This is a genomic window from Amycolatopsis camponoti (assembly GCF_902497555.1).
Taxonomy (GTDB): Bacteria; Actinomycetota; Actinomycetes; order Mycobacteriales; family Pseudonocardiaceae; genus Amycolatopsis; species Amycolatopsis camponoti.
The window spans coordinates 256,010-278,303 of record NZ_CABVGP010000003.1; the positions used below are offsets into that span (position 1 = coordinate 256,010).

The following is a 22,294-nucleotide window of genomic DNA, read 5'->3' on the forward strand; positions in this document are numbered from 1 at the left end:
GATGGTCCACGTAGACCGCCGGACCCTGCTCAAGGCGGGGGCGACCGCGACCGCGGCCGGCGCACTGGGGATGACGACCACGGGTACGGCCTCGGCGGCCGTGCCGACGCCGACGATCCACCCGACCTCCGAGTGGGGCGCGCGGCCCGCCACCGGCCCGATCGTGGTGGAGAACCACAAGCCGACGTACATCGTCGTGCACCATGCCGTCGATCCGCCGATGAACAACGACTTCTCCCTGGCTCGCGCGTTCTACGTCGCGAGGTTCATCCAGGACCTGCACATGGACAAGAACGGCTGGATCGACAGCGGCCAGCAGTTCACGAACAGCCGCGGCGGGTACGTCACCGAAGGCAGGCACCGCAGCCTGGAAATCCTGCGCGGCGGCACCCAGCACGTCCAGGGCGCGAACGTCGGCAACCACAACAGCGAGGTCATCGGCATCGAGAACGAGGGCCTGTACAGCACGGTGGACGTGCCGCAGGCGCTGTGGAACTCGCTGGTGAACCTGGTCGCCTACATCGCGCACCAGTACGGCATCGCGCCCGAGTTCATCAAGGGCCACCGCGACTTCAACTCGACCGAGTGCCCCGGCCAGGTGCTGTACAACCGGCTGCCGGAGCTGCGGACGGCGGTGGGCCGCGTCCTCGGCGTCCCGGTGGCGCGCGCCGAGGCCGAGTGGCCGCTGCTGAAGCCGGGCGACACGGGCCGTCAGGTGCAGCGGGCCCAGCGGTTCCTGCGCGCGTCCGGGTACGACGTGCCGACCGACGGCGTGTTCGGTAAGTCCACAAAGGACGCCGTGGCCGCTTTGTCCGTTCAGGCCGGGCTGCCGCGCCACACGTGCACCGCGACGAAGGCGGCGGACGAGACCGGCTTCCTCGGCGCGGACGTCTGGCCGCTGATCGTCCCGTCCGACCGCTCCACGGCCGCCTGGCGAGCCGACCTGTCTCGCGCCTAGCGAGCCAGGACCTGGCTCAGGAAGGCTTCGACGGCACCCCGGTAGATCTCCGGGGCTTCGTCGTGCGGCAGGTGGGCCGATCCCGGGACCACCAGGTGCGTCGCCCCCGGGACCCGGGCCGCGACTTCGGCTTGCTGACCGGGCGGCATCGCCGTGTGCTCGCCCTCGACCAGCAGCAGCGGGCAGCGGATCGCGGCCACGACGTCCCAGTAGTCGCGGCGGCCCCATTCGGCGGCGATGACGTAGAGGTCTTCGAGGTCGGCGACGAGGTGGAAGCCGTCCTCGCGCTCCTCGACGCAGTCGGCGAAGTAGTCGCCCGCGGCGCCGAAGAACTCGCGGACGTGGTCGAGGGACTTGAACGGCACCGGCCAGCTCTCGAAGTACCCGCGCCACGTCTCGACGGTCCGGCCGCGCTGGTCCGGCGCGAAGTCCTCGGACACGACCGCGCGCACGAGCTCCGGGTACTTCGCGGCGGTCGTCCACGCGTGCAGGCCGCCCATCGAGTGCCCGATGAGCACCGCCGGGCCGGCGTCGAGCGTCCGCAGCGCGTCGGCGACGTCGTCGGTGAACCGCTCGGTCGTCCAGGGCCCGACGCGCGGCGCGCTGCCGTGGCCGCGGGCGTCGAGGCCGTACACCGCGCCGTAGGGCCGGAGCCACTCCGCGACGCGCGACCACGTCCGCGCGCGGCCCATAAGTCCGTGGAGCAGAACGATCGGCACGCCGGTGCCGCCGAAACAGAGCACGCGGCCACCTAACCACAAAACCGCAGGTGCGGAACGTGACCAAGTGATCGCAATCCATCACCTATGGTGGTGGGCATGCGCCGCCGACTCGCTGCCCTCGCCGTCTGCGCCGCGGTGATCGTCGCCGCGGCCTGCAGCGGTGACGCCGTCACGGCACCGCCACCGCCTGCTCCGATACACCCGGTGGCGGGGGCGCCTGGCGCCGGTGATCCGTATTACCCGGACGACGGCAACGGCGGGTACGACGCGCTGAATTACCACGTCGACGCGACCTACGACCCGCCGAGCGGCCACCTCGACGGAGACACGACGGTCACCGCGAAGGCCACCGAAGACCTCGGCCGGTTCGACCTCGACCTGCGCGGGCTCGACGTCCACAGCGTCGAGGTCGACGGGCAGCCGGCCCGCTTCACCCGCGAGAAGGCGTTCGAGCTGGTCATCACGCCGGCCGCGCCGATCCGCGCGGGGACGACGTTCCGCACGCGCGTCCGCTACGGCGGCGACCCGGCGAAGACCCCGCACGACGGCGGCAGCGAGAACGGCTGGCAGCACTCGGCCGACGGCGGCGCGTACATGGTCGGCGAGCCGCATTCGGCGGCGTTTTGGTACCCGGTGAACGAGACCCCGCGCGACAAGGCGACGTTCACGCTCACCGCGCACGTCCCGGCCGGCTGGACGGTGCTTTCGAACGGCCGCGAGGGCCCGCCGGGGACGTGGACCGAGCCGAACCCGGTGGCGAGCTACCTGACGACGATCTCGATCGGCAAGTTCAGCGTCGACAGGTCGACATTGCCGGACGGCACCCCGGTCGTCACGGGGTACGCGCCCGGCACCGAGGACCGCCGCGCGATCGGCGACCGCCTCCCCGAGGTGCTCGGCTTCCTGAGCGGCAAGTTCGGCCCGTACCCGCAGTCGGCGGCGGGCGGGATCTTCCTGAACGAGGACGTCCATTTTTCCCTGGAGACGCAGACCCGCCCGACATACGCGAAGTGGGCCGACCTGCCGACGCTGGTCCACGAGAACGCGCACGAGTGGTTCGGCGACTCGGTGTCGTTGAAGAGCTGGTCGGACATCTGCCTGAACGAGTGCTTCGCGTCGTACGCGCAGTGGCTGTGGGCCGAGCGCGAGGGCCAGAGCCTGGACGACCGCTACCGCGCGGCGATCGAGATCACCCGCGGCAGCACGGACTTCTGGGACCAGAAGCTGGTCGGCATGGGCCAGGGCCACGAGTTCGAGGGCGTGTACAACAAGGGAATCCTGGCGCTGCACGCCTTGCGCCGCCAGATCGGCGACCCGGCGTTCGACCGCCTCCTGCACGAGTGGCCGTCCCGCTACCGCCACGGCAACGCGTCGTGGGCGGACTTCGAGAAGATGGCCACGCAGGTCAGCGGGCAGAACTTGAAGGCGTTCTTCGACGAGTGGTTCCGAGGGACGAAACTCCCCGCGGACGCGGACCTCTTCCCCGGGTCACTGCGCAGCTGAGCTGCCCAGCAACGACCGCGTCAAGGCCCCGGTTTGACGGGCGCCACGTACAACGACTCGCCGGCGCAAAGACGCTCGGCTGGATTGTCGCTCTGCGGTTCCCTGAACGACAGGAGCTGCAGCTTCGCCGCAGCAAGAACGCTGATCACCTCTTCAGCCAAGGCGCCGCGAGCAGGTTCGGCAGTGGCGTCGGTCAGTGACACCCAGACTCTGGTATCCGCACCAGGCGACACCCGAAGAGCGCCTTCGGCCGCGATGCCTGACGCAGCGACTGCTTCGACGGTCCGGGTCCGCAAGTCAGCTGCCGCACGCAAATCGACAGCTTGCGCGGCGTGGTGAATGGCGCGAAAAAGGTCCTTTGCTGCTTCGACCGCGGCAGCTACCTGGAAAGAGTACGGACCGAACTCGATCTCGTCCTTCGCCGGATCGTAACCGAAGCGCGAGTACCTGCTCGCCACGATCCTCGGATCCGCCCCAGCCTTCACTTCCTTCTTCTGTGGCCCATCACCGGACCCGCGGGTCCACTCGTCGAAGTGCAGCAAACCGTTCCGCATCTGCTGGAGATCGGGAACGGCCTTGTCGAACCGTGACCGGGCACGACTGAGCTCAGCGATCACAGCCTGTTCCATCTTCAGTCCCCTCAACGCCGTTTGTTGCAGCTTCTCCGCCACGCACAGCTCCCACAGAGCCACAACGAGCTGGCGAGCGTCGATCTGGCGCGAACTGAATGGGGACCGAGGGTCATCACCTTCGTGGATCCGAGCTGCGGTGAGACATTCTTATCGGGCTGCTTCGCCCCGGCCATCACTGCGCAGCTGAGCTGCCCAGCAACGACCGCGTCAAGGCGCTGTGCGCTTCCTGCATCTCCCGCAGCGCCGTCCCCAGCTCCTCGTCGCCCACGACGACGTCCTCCTCCGGGCGGGAAGCCAGCGCCAGCAGCGATGCCCGCCTCAGCAGCTCCTTCGCGAACGACGCCGTCACCCCCTCCGTCGCCGCCACGATCGGGGCCAGGTCCGCCGTCAGCTTCAACCCCCGTGCGTACAGCCGGAGCAGCGCCTCGCGACCGGTCGCGTCCGGCAACGGGATCTCCACCGCCAGATCCACCCGGCCCGGGCGGTCGGCCAGCGCCTTCTCCAGCTCGCCCGCCCGGTTGGTCGTCAGCAGGAACGTCACGTCCGCGTCGCCGCCCACGCCGTCCATCGCGTCGAGCAGCGTGAACAGCAGGGGCTGGACCATCGGTCCGTAGCTGCGGTCCTGCGCGATCAGGTCGACGTCCTCCAGCACGACCACGCTCGGCTGCAGCCGGCGGGCCAGCTCCGCGGCCTTGCCCACGAACCGCATCGCCGTGCCGGTCAGGATGATCACCGTCGTGTCCGGCAGGCGGCCCATCAGGTAGCGGACCGTGTGCGTCTTGCCGGTTCCGGGCGGGCCGTGCAGCAGCAGGCCGCGCTTGAGGTGCTGCCCCGCGGCCAGCAGCCGCTCGCCGTGTTCCGCGATGCCGACCGTGTGCCGCTCGATCGCGTCGAGCACGCCGTCCGGCAGCACGACCTCCTCGCCGGTCAACGTCGGCCGCGGGAGGAACGTGAGCAGCTCGTTCGCGCGGTGCTCACTGGTGCCGAAGGCCACCACCTGCCCCCGCAGGAGGTCGTGCTCGGCCATCAGCCGCTCGACGCGGTCGCGCACTTCGGTGGCGATCGCGCGAGACGTCGCGAGGACCTCCAGCCGGCACTGCTCGAGCCCCCACTGCGGGGTCGCCCCGCGAATGGCGAGCAGCACCGGCTCACCGTCCGGCGCGCTCGTGCCGACCAGCCCCAGCTGGACGGCTTCGGTCGCGTCGTGCGGGCCGGTCGCCGTGGTGGTGTAGTCCACCGAGCCGAGGTCGTACATCCCCTTGCTGCGCGCGGTGGCGAGCATCCCGATCAGGTCCTCGTGCGTGCGCTGGCCGCCCGCGATGCCGAACCAGCCCACGGCCGTGCCGTGCTCGGCGAGGTAGGCGTCGACTCCCCGCTGGATGTTGGCGTGCTCCCACATCGGCCAGTTGCGGGTCACGACCACCACCTCCGGCAGCGGTGCCCCCAGGTGGCCGGTCACCCGCTCGATCAGCTCGTTGCCCTGGCCGTCCGCGACTTCGTCGGCGGTGGCGCGGATGATCCGGGCGAGGTCGGTCGCGAGGTCGCGCTCAGTACTCCCCATGCCCTCCACAGTGGCACGGGTCACAGTGCCAGGCCAACTACTCTGGGAGCCATGAGTGTCGTGAAGATCAACGCGATCGAGGTCCCCGAAGGCGCCGGCGCCGAGCTGGAGAAGCGGTTCGCCGCGCGGATGCACTCCGTCGACCAGCAGCCGGGCTTCCTCGGGTTCGAGCTGCTGCGCCCGGTTTCCGGCGAGACGCGCTACTTCGTCTACACGAAGTGGGAGACCGAGGAGGCGTACCAGGCGTGGGCGAAGGGCGGCCCGGCCGCGGCCGCGCACTCGGGCGAGCGCGCCAAGCCCGTGTCCACCGGGGCGAACCTGCTCGAGTTCGAGGTCGTCCTCGGTTCGCAGCCGGGTGAGTGACGCTCTCGAGCGGGCCGCGGAGCTCCTGGACGGCGCCGGCGCGCTGCTGATCTGCGCCGGCGCCGGGATGGGCGTCGACTCCGGGCTGCCGGACTTCCGCGGCGGCGAGGGGTTCTGGCGCGCGTACCCGCCGTACGCCCGCCTCGGCCTGCGGTTCGAGGAGCTGGCCGACCCGCGGCACTTCGCCGACGACCCCGAGCTGGCCTGGGGCTTCTACGGCCACCGGCTTTCGCTTTATCGAAAGACCGTGCCGCACGAGGGTTTCCGGCTGTTGCTCGGCTTCGCCCCGTCCGTGCGCGTCTTCACATCCAATGTGGACGGCCAGTTCCAGAAGGCGGGCTTCGAGCACGTCGCCGAGGCGCACGGCTCGATCCACCACCTCCAGTGCCTTTCCGGGTGCACGTCGGACATCTGGCCCGCCGACGTCGACGTCGTGCTGGACACCGAAACCCTGCGAGCCGTGCCGCCGTTGCCGTCGTGCCCGCGGTGCGGCGGGCTCGCGCGCCCCAACATCCTCATGTTCGGCGACTTCGACTGGGTCCCGGACCGCAGCCAGGCCCAGCTCGACGAGCTGACGGCGTGGCGCCGGACCGCGCGTGACCTCGTGGTGGTGGAGCTGGGCGCGGGCCAGGCGGTCCCGACGGTCCGCCGCTACGCCGAGCTGGCGAGCGCGGCGAGCGGCGCGCTGATCCGCATCAACCCGCGGGAGCCGCAGATCCGCCACGGCCGCGGGGTGTCGATCGCGGCCGGGGCACTGGAAACACTGCAAGCCCTCGTGAGTGAGAAACTGGGTTAGAACACTGTTTCTCACTCACGACGGTCGCAGCCACAGGTCGCGGTTCCCGGCGAGCATGACCCGGCCGTCGGCCAGTGTCGTGGCCACCCGCACCGGCCACTCCGCGCAGCCCAGCTCGCCGCGCTGCCAGCCCTGACCGTCGCGCGCCAGCACGGCCGAGCAGGAGCGCGGGCGCTGGTCGCCGCGGTTCGGTTCGATCGTCCGCGCGGCCAGCACCAGGTTGCCGCGCCCGTCCAGCGTGCCCGCCACGATTCCCCCGGGGCCCGGCGTGTCCACTGTGGACCAGGCGCCCGGCTTCCCGGTGACCACGAAGGGCTGCTGCGCGTAGCCGTTCGTCGTCTCGCCGTAGAGCATCCACTGCCCGGCGACCGGCAGGATCCCGTACACCAGCGTCTCGTCCGACGGCGTCGCGAGCTCCGACACCGTCCAGCTGCCGCCGCCGTCGTGCGAGGCCCAGAGCTGCAGCCGCGGGTTCGAATAACCGGCCGCGAGCAGCTCCGGCCCGGCGGCCGCCACCGACCACGGCCCGTTCGCCCCGGTCACCCCCTCGGCGAGCGGCATGACGACCGTGCGTTCCGTCTTGCCTCCGTCGTCCGACACCCAGGCCACCGGCCGGGTCGTCCGCCCGTCCAGGAACGCCGTCCCGACCGCCACCAGGTTGGCGCCCGAACGCGCCAGCCCCCGCACCTCCCGCCGGCCGCGCAGCTCACCGAGCTCGGTGACGGTTCCGCCGGCGTCCCGGTGCGAGAACTTCGCGCCGGCCCCGAGCACCGAGCCGGCCGGACCCGCCACCGCGGCCACCGCCGGCAGCCCGCCGCCGATCGGGCCGATCCGCAACGTCGTGCAGTCCGCGCCGCCGGTCCAGTTCGCGTTGAGCATGCGGTTGCCGGTCGCGTAGTCGCCGATGCCGAGCACACAGCTGTTCAGCGGGACCAGGGCGTTCAGCCCGCCGGTCGTGGGGATCCAGTCGGTGTCGGACGGGAACTCCACCGCTCCAGCGTGCGCCGCGAACCCGAGTGCGCTCTTCGGGCCGTCGTCCGCCGGGGCCGCGGTGGACTGCCCGCAGGCGGCGGCCAGCAGGACGAGGGCGAACACGAGTCTTCGCATGCCGGTCACCCTGCCAGGAACGGCGTCACGGCAGGCGGACTTCGGCGAACACCGCCCGGTGGTCGCTACCCGCGACGTCGAACACCCGGTAGTCCTGGACCGCGGCCCGGTTGTCGACCACCACGTGGTCGATCGTCACCACCGGCGAGGACGACGGCCACGTCGGCGTCAACCCCGAGCCGTGCTCCTCCGCCGCGTCGTTGTAGCCGCGGGACAGCACCGTGCGGAACGCCGCGTGGTCCAGCGTCGCGTTGAAGTCGCCCGCCAGGATGCGCAGGCCGTGCTCGCCGGCCGCGCGGGAGAGGTCCTTGATCTCGCGCTCCCACTGCGGGGTGTCGACGTCCGGGGAGATCGGGTGGACCGCGACGATCTCGGCCACCACGCCGTCGCCGAGGTCGGCCTGGGCGCCCGGCTGCTTGGCCGCCGAATCACCCGTCAGGTTGACCTCCTTCAGCGGGAAGCGCGACACGATCCCCGAGCCGAACGCGCCCGGCGCCGGGTGCAGCACCCGGTACGGGAGGGCCTGGAACAGCCCGGCCGCGGTCAGGCCGTCGACCGCGCGAGGTGTCAGCTCGACCAGGTTCAGCACGTCGATCCGCTGCTCGCGCACCAGGTCGACGACGGCCTTCGGGTCCGCCTGGCCGTAGAGCAGGTTCGACGCGAGCACGCGCAGTGTCTTTCCGTGCACTTCACGCTGGTCGCTCGCCGCCAGCCGCGGCAGCACGAGGACGGCCAGCGCGATGGCCAGCACCAGCGCGGTCCCGCCGACCCACCAGCGCCGCAGCGCCAGTGCGAGCCCGCCGAGCAGCGCACCCGCGGCCGCCACGTACGGCGTCAGTGCCAACGCGACGAGGGTGTACCAGTCGCCGTCGTAGCCGATCAGGCGCAGCGCGACCAGGGCCGCCAGCAGCACCAGCGGCACCACCAGCAGGGCCGTGACCAGCGGGTTCTTCCGCCGGACCCGCGTCTCTTCCGCAACGGTCATGTGCCGAGTATGCCGACGTGCCCGCCACCCGGCCCGGGCGCCGACAACTCCTCCACAAGATCTCCACCAGCGCCTGCCAGCCGCTGCCAGCGCGCTGTGCGTGCGCTGCCAGCGGACCCGGCCACAGTGAAGCTCACCAGCGACAGCGAAGGAGGAACGCCCATGTCGCACGCGATCCAGGCCGAGGGCCTGGTCAAACACTTCGGGGACACCAAGGCGCTCGACGGGGTGGACCTCGAGGTCCCCTACGGCCAGGTGGTCGGGGTGCTCGGGCCCAACGGCGCGGGCAAGACGACCGCGATCCGCATCCTGGCGACGTTGATGAAACCCGACTCCGGCAGAGCCACCGTCGGGGGCTTCGACGTCGTCACCGACCCGGTGCGGGTCCGCAGCCTGATCGGGTTGACCGGGCAGTACGCCTCGGTCGACGAGGACCTCAACGGCATCGAGAACCTGATGCTCATCAGCCGGCTCTACGGCCTGTCCCGGGCCCACGCCAAGACGCGGGCCACCGAGCTGATCGAGCGGTTCGAGCTGACGCCCGCGGCCAAGCGGCCGATCCGGACGTACTCGGGCGGCATGCGGCGGCGGATCGACCTGGCCGCCAGCCTCGTCGGCCGGCCCGAGGTGCTCTACCTCGACGAGCCCACCACCGGGCTCGACCCGCACGCCCGCAACGAGGTCTGGGACGTCGTCCGCAACCTCGTCGCCGAGGGCGCGACGGTGCTGCTGACCACGCAGTACCTCGAAGAGGCCGACCAGCTGGCCGACAAGATCACCGTGTTCGACCACGGCCGCGTCGTGGCCGACGGCCGCGCCGACGAGCTCAAGCGCCGCGTCGGCGGGCAGACGCTGCAGGTCCGGCCGACCCAGCTGTCCGACATGGACGCCGTCCACCGGATCCTCGGCGACCTGTCCGGCGTCAAGCCGACCCGGGACGACGCCAGCGGGCTGCTGACCGCGCCGGTCAACGACCCGGTGCTGCTGTCCACCCTGGTCCGCAAGCTGGACGAAGCCGGGATCACCGCGGACGAGCTGGCGCTGCGGCTGCCCAGCCTCGACGAGGTGTTCCTCGCCCTGACCGGGCACACCGCCGACGAGCCGACCGAAGACACCACCCGCGACCTCGAAGGGAGCCTGGCATGACGACGCTGGCGCTCGACCGCCCGGCCCCGCCGCGGCACATCAGCCCCGCCAAGGGTTTCCAGCACGCGCTTTCGCTGGCCTGGCGCGGCGTCCTGAAGATCCGCAAGAACCCGGAACAGCTGGCCGACGTCACGCTGATGCCGATCATCTTCCTGGTCATGTTCGTCTACCTGTTCGGTGGCGCGCTGTCCGGGTCGACCGACGCGTACCTGCAGATGGTCGTGCCGGGCATCATGGTGATGAACATCCTGCAGGCCTGCCTCACGGTCGGCACGAACCTCAACACCGACATCACCAAGGGCGTCTTCGACCGGTTCCGCAGCATGCCGATCGCCCGGTCGGCACCGCTGATCGGCGCGGTGCTGGCCGACATCGTCCGCTACGTGGTCTGCCTGACCGTGCTGATGGTCGTGGCGACGATCATGGGCTACCGGATCGCCACCAGCCCCGGCGAGTTCGCCGTGGCGATCCTGCTCGCGCTGGCGTTCGGGCTGTGCTTCTGCTGGGGCTCGGTGTTCGTCGGCATGGTGATGAAGTCACCGGGCGCGGCGACGGCGCTGATGTTCGTCTTCATCATGCCGCTGACGTTCGGCAGCAACGTGTTCGTCAGCACCAGCACCATGCCGGGCTGGTTGAAGGCGTGGGCGGACATCAGCCCGGTGAGCCTGATGGCGAACGCGCTGCGCGGCCTGATGAACGGCGGCGCCGTCGCCGGTCCGCTGGCCGGGGCGCTCGCCTGGATGGCCGGTGCCGTGATCGTGTTCTTCCCGCTGGCCACCTGGGCCTACCGCCGGCGGGTCTGAGGCGCGGGGGCACGGGGGTGTCCCGCGCCAGGGGGAGGTCGTGAGTGAGAAACAGTGTTCTAACACTGTTTCTCACTCACGACCATTTGCGGTAGGGGTCTTCAGCCCGGCGATGGCGTCCTCTTTGGACATCGCGCGAGCCTCGGCGATCAGCTCCTCGTACCGCGCGTCGGAAAGCTCCGCGCGCAGCTGGGCGATCAGCTCGCGCACCTCCGGGCTGCCGAGGTCGAACCGGCCTCGGATCAGCGCCGACGCGCCCAGCATGCGGGCCGCCTCCACCGGCCGGCCCTGCTGGTGGCGCACGAGGGCCAGCAGCTCCACCGCGCCGGCGAGGTCCGGCATGTCACCGCGGTCGCCGGTCGCGGAGATGGCCTTGGTCAAGTGCGCCTCGGCCGCGTCCGGCCGGTGCTCGGCCAGCGCGAGCCGCCCTTCGAACGCGCCGACCCACTCCTCGCCCATGCCCTCGGGGAAGGCGACTTCCCACGTCAGCGCCCGGAGCTGGGTGAGCGCCGCGCGCGCTTCGGCCAGCTGCCCGCCGCGCAGGCACAACTCGATCCGGCCGAACATCAGGAACGCCCGCTGCTGGGGGTTCTCGTTCCCCCGCCCGTAGCGCTCGGCGGCCTCCTGGTCACGCCACGCGCCCTCGAGGTCCCCGAGGCGGGCACGCTCGACGGCCAGGCGCCACCAGTGCTGCACGACGTCCTCGTGCGACCGCAGCTCCATCGACAGCGCCAGCCCTTGCTGGTACACCTCGATCGCGCTCTCGCCCGAGCCGGCCTGGGACAGCGCGTTCGCCTTGAAGCTCAACGTCATCGCCGTGCCCCAGCGGTCGCCGACCTCGCGGAACCCCGCGTACGCGCGGTCACGGGCCCGGTCCGCGCCCTCGACGTCCCCGGTGTCGTCGAGCAGGAAGCTCTCCACCCAGTGGCCGCCCGAGCGGATCCAGGTGTCGTCGTCGGCCTGCGCGCGGTGCACCTCCCGCATCGCCAGCTCGCGGTCGCCGCCGAGGAAGGCCAGCATCGGCAGCGCCACGGCCAGGCCCGGGTACTTCCCCACGGCACCGGTGCGGACGCACTCGTCGACCAGCTCGTGGACGCCTTCGAGCGGGAGCCGGGACGGCACCTGGTGGAACAGCCGCGCGATCGCGCGGTAGGCCGCGTTGACGTCCGGCGGCAGCCGGTCGCCGAAGGCGAGCACCGCGTCGATGAACTCCTCGGCCCGCTCGCCCTGCCCGAGAATGGTGAAGTACCAGAACATCCCGTTGAGCAACCGCACCGAAGTGTCCACATCGGACATCTCGATGGCCGTGCGCAGGGCGCCGGTCAGGTTGGCCGACTCCGCCTCGTAGACGTCGATCGCGGACAGCTGCTCGCCGGTGCGCAGCAACGGTTCCGCCCATTCGGCCAGGCCGACGTAGTAGCGGGCCATCGCACGCTGGAACGCGGCCTGCTCGCCGGACTCGGCGAGCCGCTCGCCGGCGTAGGCCCGCAGGGTCTCCAGCATCCGGTACCGCGGCTCGCCACCGCGGTTCACGGTGTCCACGATGGACTTCTCGACGAGCGTGCCGAGCACGTACGGGACGTCGGCGGCGGGCAGCAGCTCGTCCGCGCAGACCCGCTCGACGGCGTCCATCGGCGCACCGCTGGGGAACACCGCGAGCCGCCGCGCGAGCACCAGCTCCGGTTCGGTGAGCAGGTCCCAGCTCCACTCGACGACGGCGCGCAGCGTCCGCTGCCGCGGCAGCGCGGTGCGGCTGCCCGAGGTCAGCAGCCGGAACCGGTCGTCGAGCCTGGCGGCGATCTGGGCCGGCGTCATCGACCGCAGCCGCGCGGCGGCCAGCTCCAGCGCGAGCGGCATCCCGTCCAGCCGGCGGCAGATCTGCCCGACGTCGTCCACAGTGGACTCGTCGAGCACGAAGTCCGGGCGGACCGCGCTCGCGCGGTCGAGGAACAGCCGCGTCGAGTCCAGCTCGGCGGCTTCGGCGGGCGCCGCGCGTTCGGCCGGCACGGGCAGCGGCCCGAGCGGGCACAGCGCCTCGCCGGTGATGGCCAGCGGCTCCCGGCTGGTCGCGAGGATCCGCAGCCCGGGCGCCCGGCTCAGCAGCTCGTCGGCCAGCGTCGCGGCCGCGTCGATGACGTGCTCGCAGTTGTCCAGCACCAGCAGCGCTTCCCCGCCGGCCAGCACCTCGACGGCGTGGCCGAGCAGGTCCGGCCGCCGCCGCACCTCGGTGTCGGCGCTGCGGATGTCCCGCACCTCCAGCGCGCCGGCCACCGCGCCGACGACGTCGCCCGGGTCGCGGACGCCGGCCAGCGGCACGAACCACACGCGCCCGCGGGCGTGCGCCGGGTGCCGTGACGCGGACTCGGTGGCCAGCCGGGTCTTGCCCGCCCCGCCCGGGCCGATCAGGGTGACCAGCCGGGCGCCACCGAGCAGCTCGGCCAGCAGCTTGAGCTCGTCGTCGCGGCCGATGAACGTGGTCAGCCGGGTCGGCAGCCGGTCGGTCACCGGGGCCGGCGGCGCGAACTCGCCGCGCAGTGCGGCGAGGTGGATCTCCTGCAGCTCGGCCGAGGGGTCGACGCCGAGCTGGTCGGCCAGGGTGCGGCGGATCCCGGTGTAGACGCCCAGCGCCTCCGACTGCCGCCCGGCCGCGCAGAGCGCCCGGATCCGCAGCCCGGCCAGCCGTTCGCGCAGCGGGTCGGCGTCGGCCGCGGCGGCCAGGTCGGCGAGGACCCCGGCGTGCTCGCCCAGCCGGATCAGCGCTTCGAACCGGTCTTCGATCGCCTCGGCCCGCAGGTCGGTGAGGCGGCGGGCGGGCGCGGGCGCGAACGGCGCGTCGAGGACGTCGGCGAGCGCACCGCCCTGCCAGAGCGCGAGGGCTTCAGTCAGCAGCTCGGCCGCGTGCGCGTCCCGGCCCGCGGCGAGCTCCCGGCGGCCGCCGGCGGCGAGCCGTTCGAAGCGTTCGGCGTCGACGTCTTCACGGGCCACGGCGAGCCGGTAGCCGCCCGGGCCCGACTCGACGGCCACCGGCAGCGCCTTGCGCAGCCGCGAGACCAGCGACTGCAGCGCGTTGGCGGCGTCGGCCGGCGGTTCGGCACCCCAGAGACCGTCGACGAGCGCGTCGGCCGGGACCGCGCGCCCGGCGTCCAGCGCGAGCCTGGCCAGGAGCATGCGGAGGCGGGCCCCGCCGATGTCGATCGGCGTGCCTTCGTCATCGGTCGCCCGCAACGGGCCCAGCAGCGCGACGCGCATGCGTCCAGCTTTCCAGACCGCACCCGGGCGCCGGGGGCGGATGGCCGGACCGGCACCGACGGAAGTGTTGACTTTCCGGACAAATACGACGTCAGACCGCCCGGCGGCACGTTCGTGGCGATACGTTGCGATTCCACGTCCACCCCCAGACAGGAGCGTTCATGAGGGGACAGAAACCGGTCGTGCTCGCCGCCGCGCTGCTCACCGGCATCTGCTTGAGCAGCGGGGTCGCCGCCGCCGGGAACGACTGGGGCGCGAAGCCGGGCAGCGACGGCGCCGGCGACAGCTACTACCCGCAGGACGGCAACGGCGGCTACGACGTCGCCGACTACAACCTGAAGGTGAGCTACGACCCCGCGTCGCACCAGCTCAAGGGCGCGCAGGACATCTCCGCCCGGGCCACGCAGTCGCTCAGCTCGTTCAACCTCGACTTCCGCGGCCTGACCGTCGACTCGGTGAAGGTCGACGGCCGCGGCGCGAAGTTCAGCCGGACCGGCGACCACGAGCTGGTCGTCACGCCGTCGCGGTCGCTGCGGCGCGGCGAGCACTTCGAGGTCAAGATCGACTACCACGGGGTGCCCGCGCCGATCAACGACCCGTCGCTCGGCAACAACGGCTGGCAGTACGCCCAGGCGGGCGGCGCGTTCGTCGCCGGCGAGCCGAAGTCGGCCACGACCTGGTACCCGGTCAACGACACCCCGCTCGACAAGGCCACGTTCCACCTCGCGATCACCGTGCCCGACGAGTGGGGTGTGATCGCCAACGGCCGCGAGAAGCCGTCGTTCAAGGCACCGGGCGGCACCACGCACGTCTGGGCCGAGGAAACGCCGATCGTGCCGTACATGACGACGGTCGCGATCGACAAGTGGACCTTCGACCGGCAGAAGCGCAAGGACGGCACCCCGGTCGTCAGCGCGTTCGCCCCGGGCGTCCCCGACTCGACGAAGCAGGCCGAGGCGCGGCTGCCGGAGATCCTCGACTTCCTCGAGTCGAAGTTCGGCAAGTACCCGATCGACGCGGCGGGCGGCATCTTCCTCAACGAGCAGATCGGCTTCTCGCTGGAGACGATGAGCCGGCCGATCTACTCCGCAGGCTGGGCCGGCACGGTCCCGACGATCGTCCACGAGAACGCCCACCAGTGGTACGGCGACTCGGTGGCCGTTTCGCACTGGCGCGACGTCTGCCTCAACGAGTGCTTCGCGTCGTACGCGACGTGGCTCTGGGACGAGGGCAAGGAGGGCGTCGACCTGAACAAGCAGTACGCGGACGACGTCAAGAAGGCTTCCGCGAACTTCTGGAACGGCAAGCTGTACGACATGGGCGCCGGCAACGAGTTCACGTACGTGTACTCGAAGGGCCCGATGATGCTGCACGCGCTGCGCAACTACGTCGGGCAGGCCGCGTTCGACCGGGTCCTCAGGACCTGGCCGTCGCTGCACCGGGACGGGAACGCGAGCATGCAGGAGTTCCAGCAGTACACCGAGAAGGTCGCGCACAAGAACCTCCAGGGGTTCTTCGACGCCTGGGTGTACGGGGCCGGTAAGCCCGCCGACCAGTACCTCTTCCCTGGTGGCCTGAAGCCCGCCGCCTGAGTTGATCCCTTCGTGAAGGCCACCCCGCGTCGTAGGGTGGCCTTCACGGCGTTTCGGGAGGGTGCATGGCCAGGGTGCTGATGACGGGGTTCGCGCCGTTCGGCGGCGAGCCGGTGAACCCGTCGTGGCAGGCGGTTTCGCTGCTCGGCGCGCGCCGGGACGACATCGCCGCGGTGGAGCTGCCGTGCGAGTTCGCCGCGTCGCTGCCCACTTTGCGACGCGCGGTGGAGGAGCACCGGCCGTCGCTGGTGGTGTGCGTGGGCCAGGCGGGCGGCCGCCCCGACGTGACGCCGGAGCGCGTCGCGGTCAACCTGATCGACGCCCGCATCCCCGACAACGCGGGCGCGCGGCCGGTGGACGTCCCGGTGGTCCCGGACGGACCGGCGGCGTACTTCACGACGTTGCCGGTGAAGGCGTGCGTGGCGGCGATCCGCGCGGCGGGCGTGCCGGCTTCGGTGTCCCACACCGCCGGGACGTACGTGTGCAACCAGGTCTTCTACGGGCTGATGCACCTGCTCTCGGCCCGGCCGGACGTGCGCGGCGGGTTCGTGCACGTCCCGTTCAGCCCCGAACAGGTGGCGGCGTCCGGCAAGGCGGTGCCGTCGCTGGGGGTCGACCGCATCGCCGACGCGCTGGAAGCGCTGGTGGACACGGCTTTGCGGACGACGACGGACCTCGCGGTCAGCGCGGGCGCGGAGCATTGACCACGCTGCAGGCCGATCCGCGGGCGCTCGTCGCGGCGAGCGTGACGAGCGCGCTCGGCGGCGCCGCCACCGGCTGGTTCTGGGTCGCGGTGTCCGGCAGCTACGAGCAGATGTGCGCGGACGCCATCGAGGGCTTCTGCATGTTCGGGCAGTGGTTCCTCGGCTTGCTCGTCTTCTGGGCGACCATGGCCGGCTCGGCGTTGATCGCGCTGCTCCTGGTGAGCGTGACACGGATCCGGCCCCAGCTGCCGGTGGTGCTGACCGCGATGCTGGCGCCGTTGGCCTTCCTGGTCGTCTTCAACGTGACCGAAGCGCTCGGCGGCTACCGGATCCCGCTGCTGGCGGCGGTTTCCGTGCTGCTGCAGCTGGTGGTGGCCTGGCCCGCGCGGATCCGGTTCGTCCGCGGCTAACCGCCGCGGCCGGTGAGCTCCACGAACGCCGACGGGCCCGGGACGTTGTGGTGGACCGTCAGGTCTGCCACCCGATCGCCGCTCCACGCCGGGGTGAAGCTCACGACCAGGGTGCAGCGCCTGCCCGGCGCCACCTCGGCGCTGACGCACGCGCTCGCGTCCACCGCGAACTCCTCGCTGTCCAGGTCGGTCCCGCTCACCCGCAGCGGGGCCGCGCCGACGCTGCGGACCGCCACCGTGCAGGTCGTCGTCGTGTGCACCGGTGTCGTGCCGCAGGCGACCGACTGCGGGACCAGCAGCGCCGCCGGGTCCCCGGCCGGCACCACCGGGAACGTCGCCGGGCGGCCGCGAACGACGTCGAGCACCGTCACCCCGGTGACGGTCAGGACCAAAGCGCCCACGGCCAGCAGCACGATCGCGATCGCCTTGATCCCGCGGGCCGCGCTGCCGTCCTTGGCGGTGAACCCGCCGGCCGCCAGCACGGTGACGACCAGCGTCGAAACCAGTGTCGCGTCCGGGCCGGCGCCGATCGCCGCCGGGACGAGCGCGCCGAGCAGCGACGCCGCGACCGTGACGCCGAACCCGGTCCAGGAGAAGCGTTTCGCTTCGCGCAGCTGCCGCCGCACGCTCGGCGCGCGAGGCTTCGTGACGGTGCTCATGCAGGTAAGAGCGCCGGCCACCCCGGGCAGGTACGAGGTTCGCCCGTTCGGCGGTACGGCGACGCGCCGGTGATCTGCGGCACACCGCTCGCGAATCCCTCCGCCGGACAGCTGAACGGTGTTTACATGATCGAATGGCCGACCACCCGGCGAAACCGGACCGCGATGCGCTCCTGGGCGAGCTGTCCGCGCTGTCGTCGACGGCGACGTCCGCCGACGGCGCCGTCTCGCTCTCGGTCAACACCGACGGCGTGCTGACCCAGCTTCAGCTCACCGACGCCGTGTCGCGGATGTCGCCGGACGAGATCGCCGACGCCGTCCTGCGCACCTACGTCGAGGCGCAGCGCGACTCGGCGAAGCGGACCGGGCAACTGCTGGCGCCCTTGGGCAGCGGTGGCTACCTGATGGACCGGCTGCGCTGGCGGATGCGGTTCGAACCGGCGCCGCCGCCTGCCATCCCCCGACACGAAGAGCGGACCGGCGCGGTGCTGAAGAACCGTTCGACCGAAGCACCGGCCGTCGCACCGCCGCCGGGCCCGGTGACGGACGAGGACTTCTACCGCCAGGGCCCGCGGATGGACCAGGCCTGGTGAGCCGTCAGGCCGGTTTGAGCTCTCCGGTGAAGTAGGCGACGAGGTCCGGGGTCCGGCGCCCGCGGTCGATCGAGACGTAGAGCCCGGCCGCCCGGCGGTCGTCGGCGCCGAAGAGCACGATCCCCGTGGCGCTGCCGACCCCGGCGACGTACCGGCCGTGCAGCCCGCCGCCGTCCCAGGTGCCGCGCTCGACGGTGCCGTCGCCCATCTGCAGCTTCGCGCCCGCCTCGATCTCGTCGACGGTCACGCCCTGGTAGTAGCTCACGGCGGCGCCCTGGCCGAACCCGCAGGTGACGGCCGTCTGGGCGTGCACCAACCGGGCCACGGAGTCGGCGGTCCGGCAGGTGGCGCGGTCCGGGACGGTGCCGGCCAGCGAGCGCAGGCACGGGGTGAACCCGGCCTGGTCGCGCTGAGCCGTGGTCGTGCAGTCCACAGTGGACTCAGCGGCGGAGCCGCTCGTGGTGACCAGCACGACGACCGTCACCACGACGGCGACGACCACGAGCACGGCGAGCGCGATTAGCCACGGCTTCGTGGTCTTCTTCGGCTCCGGCGACGGCGGCGCGTACCGAGGAGGCGGTTGCTGCTGCCAGGGCTGCGGCCGCGGCGGCGTCACGGGCGGCCGGACCGGCGCGAAGGCGGGCACGGTGAGATCGGCGGTGGTGCTGAGGGGAACGTGGTGGAGGCCGAACGCGACGGCGGTTTCGGGCTGGTCCTGCGTGGTCGGCGTGACGCCGAGCTGGCGCCCGAGCAGCGTGGCCAGCAACGGCATCCGGCTCGGCCCGCCGACGAGGTAGACGCCGCCGAGCTGCGCGGGGGTCAGGCCGGCGCGGTGGATCGTCGCGGCGAGCAGTTCGGCGCTGCGCAGCAGGCTGGGCCGCACGAGCGCTTCGAGCTCGTCGCGGCTGACCAGGACGTCACCGAACGGCTCGGGCATCGGCACGTGGGTCTGGGTGTGGCGGGAAAGACTTTCCTTGGCGTCACGGACATCCTGCAGCAACGCGCGCCGGGTGCGGCGGTCGGCGGTGGACTGCGGACGCAGAAGCCGTTGCCACTGCGCGGGATCGGCGTGCGAGACCGAGCGGCCGATGTGCACGAGCAGCGCCTGGTCGATGTCGAGGCTGCCGAGGTCGGGCAGGCCCCCTTCGGCGAGCACGGCGAAGCCCTGCCGGGAAACGCCGACGACGGCGCAGTCGAAGGTGCCGGCGCCGAGGTCGTAGACGCCGATGGGGCCGGTGTTGCGATGGCCGATGCTCGCGTAGTGCGCGGCCGCCGCCACGGGCTCGGGTACCAGCCGGACATCACCGAACCCGGCTTTGGCTGCGGCGGTGCGGATCGCGTCCTGCCGGGTGGCACCCCAGCCGGCGGGGTGCGAGATCCGCGTCTGCCCGGGCGGCCGGCCGAGCTGCCGTTCGGCTTCCTCCCCGACCCTGCGCAGGACGGCGGCGAAGGCGTCGGTGACCTCCACTGTGGAATCGCCGAGCCGCAGGGTGCCTTCGTCGATGCGCCGCTTGGGGTTGGGCTCGAACCGGCTGGGATCGAGCCGCGCCCGCCGTTCGGCATCCTGCCCGACCACGAGCAGGCCGTCATCGTTGACGAAGACGGCGGAGGACATGGTGACGGACCCATCGACCTCGACGGCCCGCGGCCCGCGCCCGAAGGCGGAGAGGACAGCGACGGTGCTGGAGGTCCCGAAGTCGATCGACAGCACGTCCACGCGGATACCCTCCCAAGCTCCGCCCGGCATCGTCTCACGGACCCCGACCCGGCTTTCGGTGCGTCGGACACAAGCAAAAAGGGCGGCTCCCCTTCCGGGGAACCGCCCTTCCTACGAACCACTCAGCCGATCACTCGTTCTCGGCTTCGCCGCCCTGCTCTTCGTGGCCCGCGCCGATGCTGACCGGCGGGGCGTCCGGGACCGACGACGGCTTGCGCTCACCGCGGAAGGTGAACCGGGCCTGGTCGTCCTTGTCCTCGGGGTTGCCGCTCCAGCCCTCGACGTCGACCAGGATGATCTGGCTGGGCTCGACCTCGCCGAAGAGGATCTTCTCCGACAGCTGGTCCTCGATCTCGCGCTGAATCGTGCGACGCAGCGGCCGCGCGCCCAGCACCGGGTCGAAGCCGCGCTTGGCCAGCAGGGCCTTGGCCTTCGCCGTCAGCTCCAGCTCCATGTCCTTGGCCTTGAGCTGCTTCTCCACGCGGCCGATCATCAGGTCGACCATCATGATGATCTGGTCCTGCGTCAGCTGGTGGAACACGATGATGTCATCGATCCGGTTCAGGAACTCCGGGCGGAAATGCTTCTTCATTTCCTCGTTGACCTTCTGCTTCATCTTCTCGTACCGGGTGCCGGTGTCGTTGGACCCGGCGAACCCGAGCGAGACGGACTTCGAGATGTCCGACGTGCCCAGGTTGGACGTGAAGATGAGGACCGTGTTCTTGAAGTCGACCGTGCGACCCTGACCATCGGTCAGGCGGCCGTCTTCCAGCACCTGCAGCAGCGTGTTGTAGATCTCCTGGTGCGCCTTCTCGATCTCGTCGAACAGGACCACCGAGAACGGCTTGCGACGCACCTTCTCCGTCAGCTGGCCACCCTCTTCGTAGCCCACGTAGCCCGGAGGGGCACCGAAGAGCCGCGACGCGGTGTAGCGGTCGTGGAACTCGCCCATGTCGATCTGGATGAGCGCGTCGTCCTCGCCGAACAGGAACGCCGCCAGCGCCTTCGACAGCTCGGTCTTACCGACACCGGACGGGCCGGCGAAGATGAACGAGCCCGACGGGCGCTTCGGGTCCTTCAGACCGGCACGCGTACGGCGGATCGCCTGCGAGACGGCCTTGACCGCGTCCTCCTGGCCGATGATGCGCTTGTGGAGCTCGTCCTCCATGCGCAGCAGCCGGGTGGTCTCCTCCTCGGTCAGCTTGAACACCGGGATACCGGTCCAGTTGGCCAGCACCTCCGCGATCTGCTCGTCGTCGACCTCGGCGACGACGTCGAGGTCGCCGTCCTTCCACTGCTTCTCCCGCTCGCCCTTCTGGCCGAGGAGGGTCTTCTCCTCGTCACGCAGGCGGGCGGCCCGCTCGAAGTCCTGCGCGTCGATCGCGGACTCCTTGTCGCGGCGGACGTTCGCGATCTTCTCGTCGAACTCGCGCAGGTCCGGCGGCGCGGTCATCCGGCGGATGCGCATCCGGGCGCCGGCCTCGTCGATCAGGTCGATCGCCTTGTCCGGGAGGAACCGGTCGTTGATGTACCGGTCCGCCAGGGTCGCGGCGGCGACCAGCGCCGAGTCGGTGATCGAGACGCGGTGGTGCGCCTCGTACCGGTCGCGCAGGCCCTTGAGGATCTCGATCGTGTGCTCCAGCGACGGCTCGCCGACCTGGATCGGCTGGAACCGGCGCTCGAGGGCGGCGTCCTTCTCGATGTACTTGCGGTACTCCTCGAGCGTGGTCGCGCCGATCGTCTGCAGCTCACCGCGGGCGAGCATCGGCTTCAGGATCGAAGCCGCGTCGATCGCACCCTCGGCGGCACCCGCCCCGACCAGCGTGTGCAGCTCGTCGATGAACAGGATGATGTCGCCGCGGGTCTTGATCTCCTTGAGCACCTTCTTCAGGCGCTCTTCGAAGTCACCGCGGTAGCGGGAGCCGGCGACCAGGGAGCCCAGGTCCAGCGTGTAGAGCTGCTTGTCCTTGAGCGTCTCGGGCACCTCGCCCTTGACGATGCTCTGCGCGAGACCCTCGACGACGGCGGTCTTGCCGACGCCGGGCTCGCCGATGAGCACCGGGTTGTTCTTGGTCCGGCGGGACAGGACCTGCATGACCCGCTCGATCTCCTTGCCGCGCCCGATGACCGGGTCGAGCTTGCCCTCGCGGGCGAGCACGGTCATGTTGCGGCCGAACTGGTCCAGCACCAGCGACGACGACGGGGTGCCTTCACCACGGCCGCCGGAACCGGTTTCGGTGGACTCCTTGCCCTGGTAGCCCGAGAGCAGCTGCAGCACCTGCTGGCGGACGCGGTTCAGGTCCGCACCCAGCTTGACCAGCACCTGCGCGGCGACGCCTTCGCCCTCGCGGATCAGGCCCAGCAGGATGTGCTCGGTACCGATGTAGTTGTGGCCGAGCTGCAGCGCTTCGCGCAGCGACAGCTCCAGCACCTTCTTCGCCCGCGGCGTGAACGGGATGTGCCCGCTCGGCGCCTGCTGGCCCTGGCCGATGATCTCTTCGACCTGCTGGCGCACGCCCTCCAGGGCGATGCCCAGCGACTCCAGCGCCTTGGCGGCGACACCCTCACCCTCGTGGATCAGACCCAGGAGGATGTGCTCGGTGCCGATGTAGTTGTGGTTGAGCATCCTGGCCTCTTCTTGAGCCAGGACGACCACCCGCCTCGCGCGGTCGGTGAACCTCTCAAACATGTGCACTCCCTCGACTGCTGCGCCGGCGGCCCGTTTCCATCGTGCTTTCACCGCGATGGATTCAGCACCGTGAGACCACTCTAGTAGCCAAGCGGTCGCGCTGGC

At 71.3% G+C, this 22,294-nt stretch carries 19 protein-coding genes; 10 read left to right on the plus strand and 9 right to left on the minus strand.

From position 1 onward, the window contains the following. Position 1: 1 nt before the first annotated feature. On the plus strand, positions 2–958 hold the full coding sequence (locus AA23TX_RS37530) for a peptidoglycan recognition protein family protein (RefSeq protein ID WP_155547747.1): 957 nt from the start codon (positions 2–4) through the stop codon (positions 956–958). On the opposite strand, the gene AA23TX_RS37535 is transcribed toward AA23TX_RS37530, so the two are convergent. Beyond that, entirely contained in the window at positions 955–1,701 is a 747-nt protein-coding gene (locus AA23TX_RS37535) for an alpha/beta fold hydrolase (protein WP_155547748.1), read from the minus strand. The two genes, AA23TX_RS37530 and AA23TX_RS37535, sit on opposite strands and share 4 nt — an antisense overlap. Positions 1,702–1,776: 75 nt before the next feature. On the opposite strand from AA23TX_RS37535, the gene AA23TX_RS37540 reads away from it, so the two are divergent. After that, the gene (locus AA23TX_RS37540; protein WP_196425759.1) at positions 1,777–3,183 is read left to right on the plus strand and encodes a M1 family metallopeptidase; all 1,407 of its coding nucleotides are present in this window, start codon (positions 1,777–1,779) and stop codon (positions 3,181–3,183) included. A gap of 20 nt (positions 3,184–3,203) precedes the next feature. Here the strand turns inward: AA23TX_RS37540 and AA23TX_RS37545 are convergent, their stop codons facing one another. Next, positions 3,204–3,854, minus strand: a complete 651-nt coding sequence (locus AA23TX_RS37545; protein ID WP_155547750.1) for a Rossmann-fold NAD(P)-binding domain-containing protein — start codon at positions 3,852–3,854, stop codon at positions 3,204–3,206. A gap of 133 nt (positions 3,855–3,987) precedes the next feature. Then, positions 3,988–5,376, minus strand: a complete 1,389-nt coding sequence (locus AA23TX_RS37550; protein WP_155547751.1) for an AAA family ATPase — start codon at positions 5,374–5,376, stop codon at positions 3,988–3,990. A gap of 51 nt (positions 5,377–5,427) precedes the next feature. Between AA23TX_RS37550 and AA23TX_RS37555 the strand changes: the two genes are divergently transcribed. Beyond that, positions 5,428–5,739, plus strand: coding sequence for an antibiotic biosynthesis monooxygenase family protein (locus AA23TX_RS37555; RefSeq protein ID WP_155547752.1), 312 nt, complete (start codon positions 5,428–5,430; stop codon positions 5,737–5,739). Beyond that, positions 5,732–6,535 (plus strand): SIR2 family NAD-dependent protein deacylase, encoded by an 804-nt coding sequence (locus tag AA23TX_RS37560; protein WP_155547753.1) that lies wholly within the window; start codon positions 5,732–5,734, stop codon positions 6,533–6,535. The genes AA23TX_RS37555 and AA23TX_RS37560 overlap by 8 nt, the downstream gene beginning before the upstream one ends. A gap of 15 nt (positions 6,536–6,550) precedes the next feature. Here AA23TX_RS37560 and AA23TX_RS37565 read toward each other — a convergent pair whose 3' ends face one another. Together AA23TX_RS37565 and AA23TX_RS37570 are read right to left on the minus strand one after the other, a co-directional pair. Continuing rightward, positions 6,551–7,642: a beta propeller repeat protein gene (locus tag AA23TX_RS37565; RefSeq protein WP_155547754.1), complete on the minus strand. Its 1,092-nt coding sequence runs from the start codon at positions 7,640–7,642 to the stop codon at positions 6,551–6,553. A gap of 25 nt (positions 7,643–7,667) precedes the next feature. Beyond that, positions 7,668–8,627, minus strand: a complete 960-nt coding sequence (locus AA23TX_RS37570; RefSeq protein ID WP_155547755.1) for an endonuclease/exonuclease/phosphatase family protein — start codon at positions 8,625–8,627, stop codon at positions 7,668–7,670. 162 nt (positions 8,628–8,789) lie between these two features. Here AA23TX_RS37570 and AA23TX_RS37575 point away from each other — a divergent pair, with 162 nt between their 5' ends. Continuing rightward, complete coding sequence (locus tag AA23TX_RS37575; RefSeq protein ID WP_155547756.1) at positions 8,790–9,773, plus strand: ATP-binding cassette domain-containing protein; 984 nt, start codon at positions 8,790–8,792, stop codon at positions 9,771–9,773. After that, positions 9,770–10,576, plus strand: a complete 807-nt coding sequence (locus AA23TX_RS37580; protein WP_155547757.1) for an ABC transporter permease — start codon at positions 9,770–9,772, stop codon at positions 10,574–10,576. The genes AA23TX_RS37575 and AA23TX_RS37580 overlap by 4 nt, the downstream gene beginning before the upstream one ends. A 72-nt stretch (positions 10,577–10,648) precedes the next feature. Here AA23TX_RS37580 and AA23TX_RS37585 read toward each other — a convergent pair whose 3' ends face one another. Then, positions 10,649–13,825 (minus strand): AfsR/SARP family transcriptional regulator, encoded by a 3,177-nt coding sequence (locus AA23TX_RS37585; protein ID WP_155547758.1) that lies wholly within the window; start codon positions 13,823–13,825, stop codon positions 10,649–10,651. Between the two features lie 161 nt (positions 13,826–13,986). On the opposite strand from AA23TX_RS37585, the gene AA23TX_RS37590 reads away from it, so the two are divergent. From AA23TX_RS37590 to AA23TX_RS37600, 3 genes are all read left to right on the plus strand, one after another. After that, positions 13,987–15,417, plus strand: coding sequence for a M1 family metallopeptidase (locus tag AA23TX_RS37590; protein WP_155547759.1), 1,431 nt, complete (start codon positions 13,987–13,989; stop codon positions 15,415–15,417). 65 nt (positions 15,418–15,482) lie between these two features. Further along, on the plus strand, positions 15,483–16,121 hold the full coding sequence (pcp, locus tag AA23TX_RS37595; RefSeq protein ID WP_155547760.1) for a pyroglutamyl-peptidase I: 639 nt from the start codon (positions 15,483–15,485) through the stop codon (positions 16,119–16,121). Next, entirely contained in the window at positions 16,118–16,531 is a 414-nt protein-coding gene (locus tag AA23TX_RS37600; protein ID WP_155547761.1) for a hypothetical protein, read from the plus strand. The genes pcp and AA23TX_RS37600 overlap by 4 nt, the downstream gene beginning before the upstream one ends. Here the strand turns inward: AA23TX_RS37600 and AA23TX_RS37605 are convergent. Beyond that, positions 16,528–17,190 carry an Ig-like domain-containing protein gene (locus AA23TX_RS37605; RefSeq protein ID WP_155547762.1) on the minus strand — a complete coding sequence of 221 codons (663 nt, stop codon included), beginning with the start codon at positions 17,188–17,190 and terminating at the stop codon, positions 16,528–16,530. The genes AA23TX_RS37600 and AA23TX_RS37605 overlap by 4 nt on opposite strands. Positions 17,191–17,324: 134 nt before the next feature. Between AA23TX_RS37605 and AA23TX_RS37610 the strand changes: the two genes are divergently transcribed. Beyond that, on the plus strand, positions 17,325–17,783 hold the full coding sequence (locus AA23TX_RS37610) for a YbaB/EbfC family nucleoid-associated protein (protein WP_155547763.1): 459 nt from the start codon (positions 17,325–17,327) through the stop codon (positions 17,781–17,783). A 4-nt stretch (positions 17,784–17,787) separates the two neighbouring features. Here the strand turns inward: AA23TX_RS37610 and AA23TX_RS37615 are convergent, their stop codons facing one another. Together AA23TX_RS37615 and AA23TX_RS37620 are read right to left on the minus strand one after the other, a co-directional pair. Continuing rightward, positions 17,788–19,500, minus strand: coding sequence for an Hsp70 family protein (locus AA23TX_RS37615; protein ID WP_155547764.1), 1,713 nt, complete (start codon positions 19,498–19,500; stop codon positions 17,788–17,790). Between the two features lie 130 nt (positions 19,501–19,630). Further along, the gene (locus tag AA23TX_RS37620) at positions 19,631–22,189 is read right to left on the minus strand and encodes an ATP-dependent Clp protease ATP-binding subunit (protein WP_155547765.1); all 2,559 of its coding nucleotides are present in this window, start codon (positions 22,187–22,189) and stop codon (positions 19,631–19,633) included. Positions 22,190–22,294: the final 105 nt, after the last annotated feature.

What these genes read in the sequence shown, in the direction of transcription:
- AA23TX_RS37530 (WP_155547747.1), top strand. Translation starts at nt 2, where the DNA reads ATGGTCCACGTAGACCGCCGGACCCTGCTCAAGGCGGGGGCGACCGCG.
- AA23TX_RS37540 (WP_196425759.1), top strand. Translation starts at nt 1,777, where the DNA reads ATGCGCCGCCGACTCGCTGCCCTCGCCGTCTGCGCCGCGGTGATCGTC.
- AA23TX_RS37550 (WP_155547751.1), bottom strand. Translation starts at nt 5,376, where the DNA reads ATGGGGAGTACTGAGCGCGACCTCGCGACCGACCTCGCCCGGATCATC.
- AA23TX_RS37555 (WP_155547752.1), top strand. Translation starts at nt 5,428, where the DNA reads ATGAGTGTCGTGAAGATCAACGCGATCGAGGTCCCCGAAGGCGCCGGC.
- AA23TX_RS37565 (WP_155547754.1), bottom strand. Translation starts at nt 7,642, where the DNA reads ATGCGAAGACTCGTGTTCGCCCTCGTCCTGCTGGCCGCCGCCTGCGGG.
- AA23TX_RS37570 (WP_155547755.1), bottom strand. Translation starts at nt 8,627, where the DNA reads ATGACCGTTGCGGAAGAGACGCGGGTCCGGCGGAAGAACCCGCTGGTC.
- AA23TX_RS37575 (WP_155547756.1), top strand. Translation starts at nt 8,790, where the DNA reads ATGTCGCACGCGATCCAGGCCGAGGGCCTGGTCAAACACTTCGGGGAC.
- AA23TX_RS37580 (WP_155547757.1), top strand. Translation starts at nt 9,770, where the DNA reads ATGACGACGCTGGCGCTCGACCGCCCGGCCCCGCCGCGGCACATCAGC.
- AA23TX_RS37585 (WP_155547758.1), bottom strand. Translation starts at nt 13,825, where the DNA reads ATGCGCGTCGCGCTGCTGGGCCCGTTGCGGGCGACCGATGACGAAGGC.
- AA23TX_RS37590 (WP_155547759.1), top strand. Translation starts at nt 13,987, where the DNA reads ATGAGGGGACAGAAACCGGTCGTGCTCGCCGCCGCGCTGCTCACCGGC.
- pcp (WP_155547760.1), top strand. Translation starts at nt 15,483, where the DNA reads ATGGCCAGGGTGCTGATGACGGGGTTCGCGCCGTTCGGCGGCGAGCCG.
- AA23TX_RS37605 (WP_155547762.1), bottom strand. Translation starts at nt 17,190, where the DNA reads ATGAGCACCGTCACGAAGCCTCGCGCGCCGAGCGTGCGGCGGCAGCTG.
- AA23TX_RS37610 (WP_155547763.1), top strand. Translation starts at nt 17,325, where the DNA reads ATGGCCGACCACCCGGCGAAACCGGACCGCGATGCGCTCCTGGGCGAG.
- AA23TX_RS37620 (WP_155547765.1), bottom strand. Translation starts at nt 22,189, where the DNA reads ATGTTTGAGAGGTTCACCGACCGCGCGAGGCGGGTGGTCGTCCTGGCT.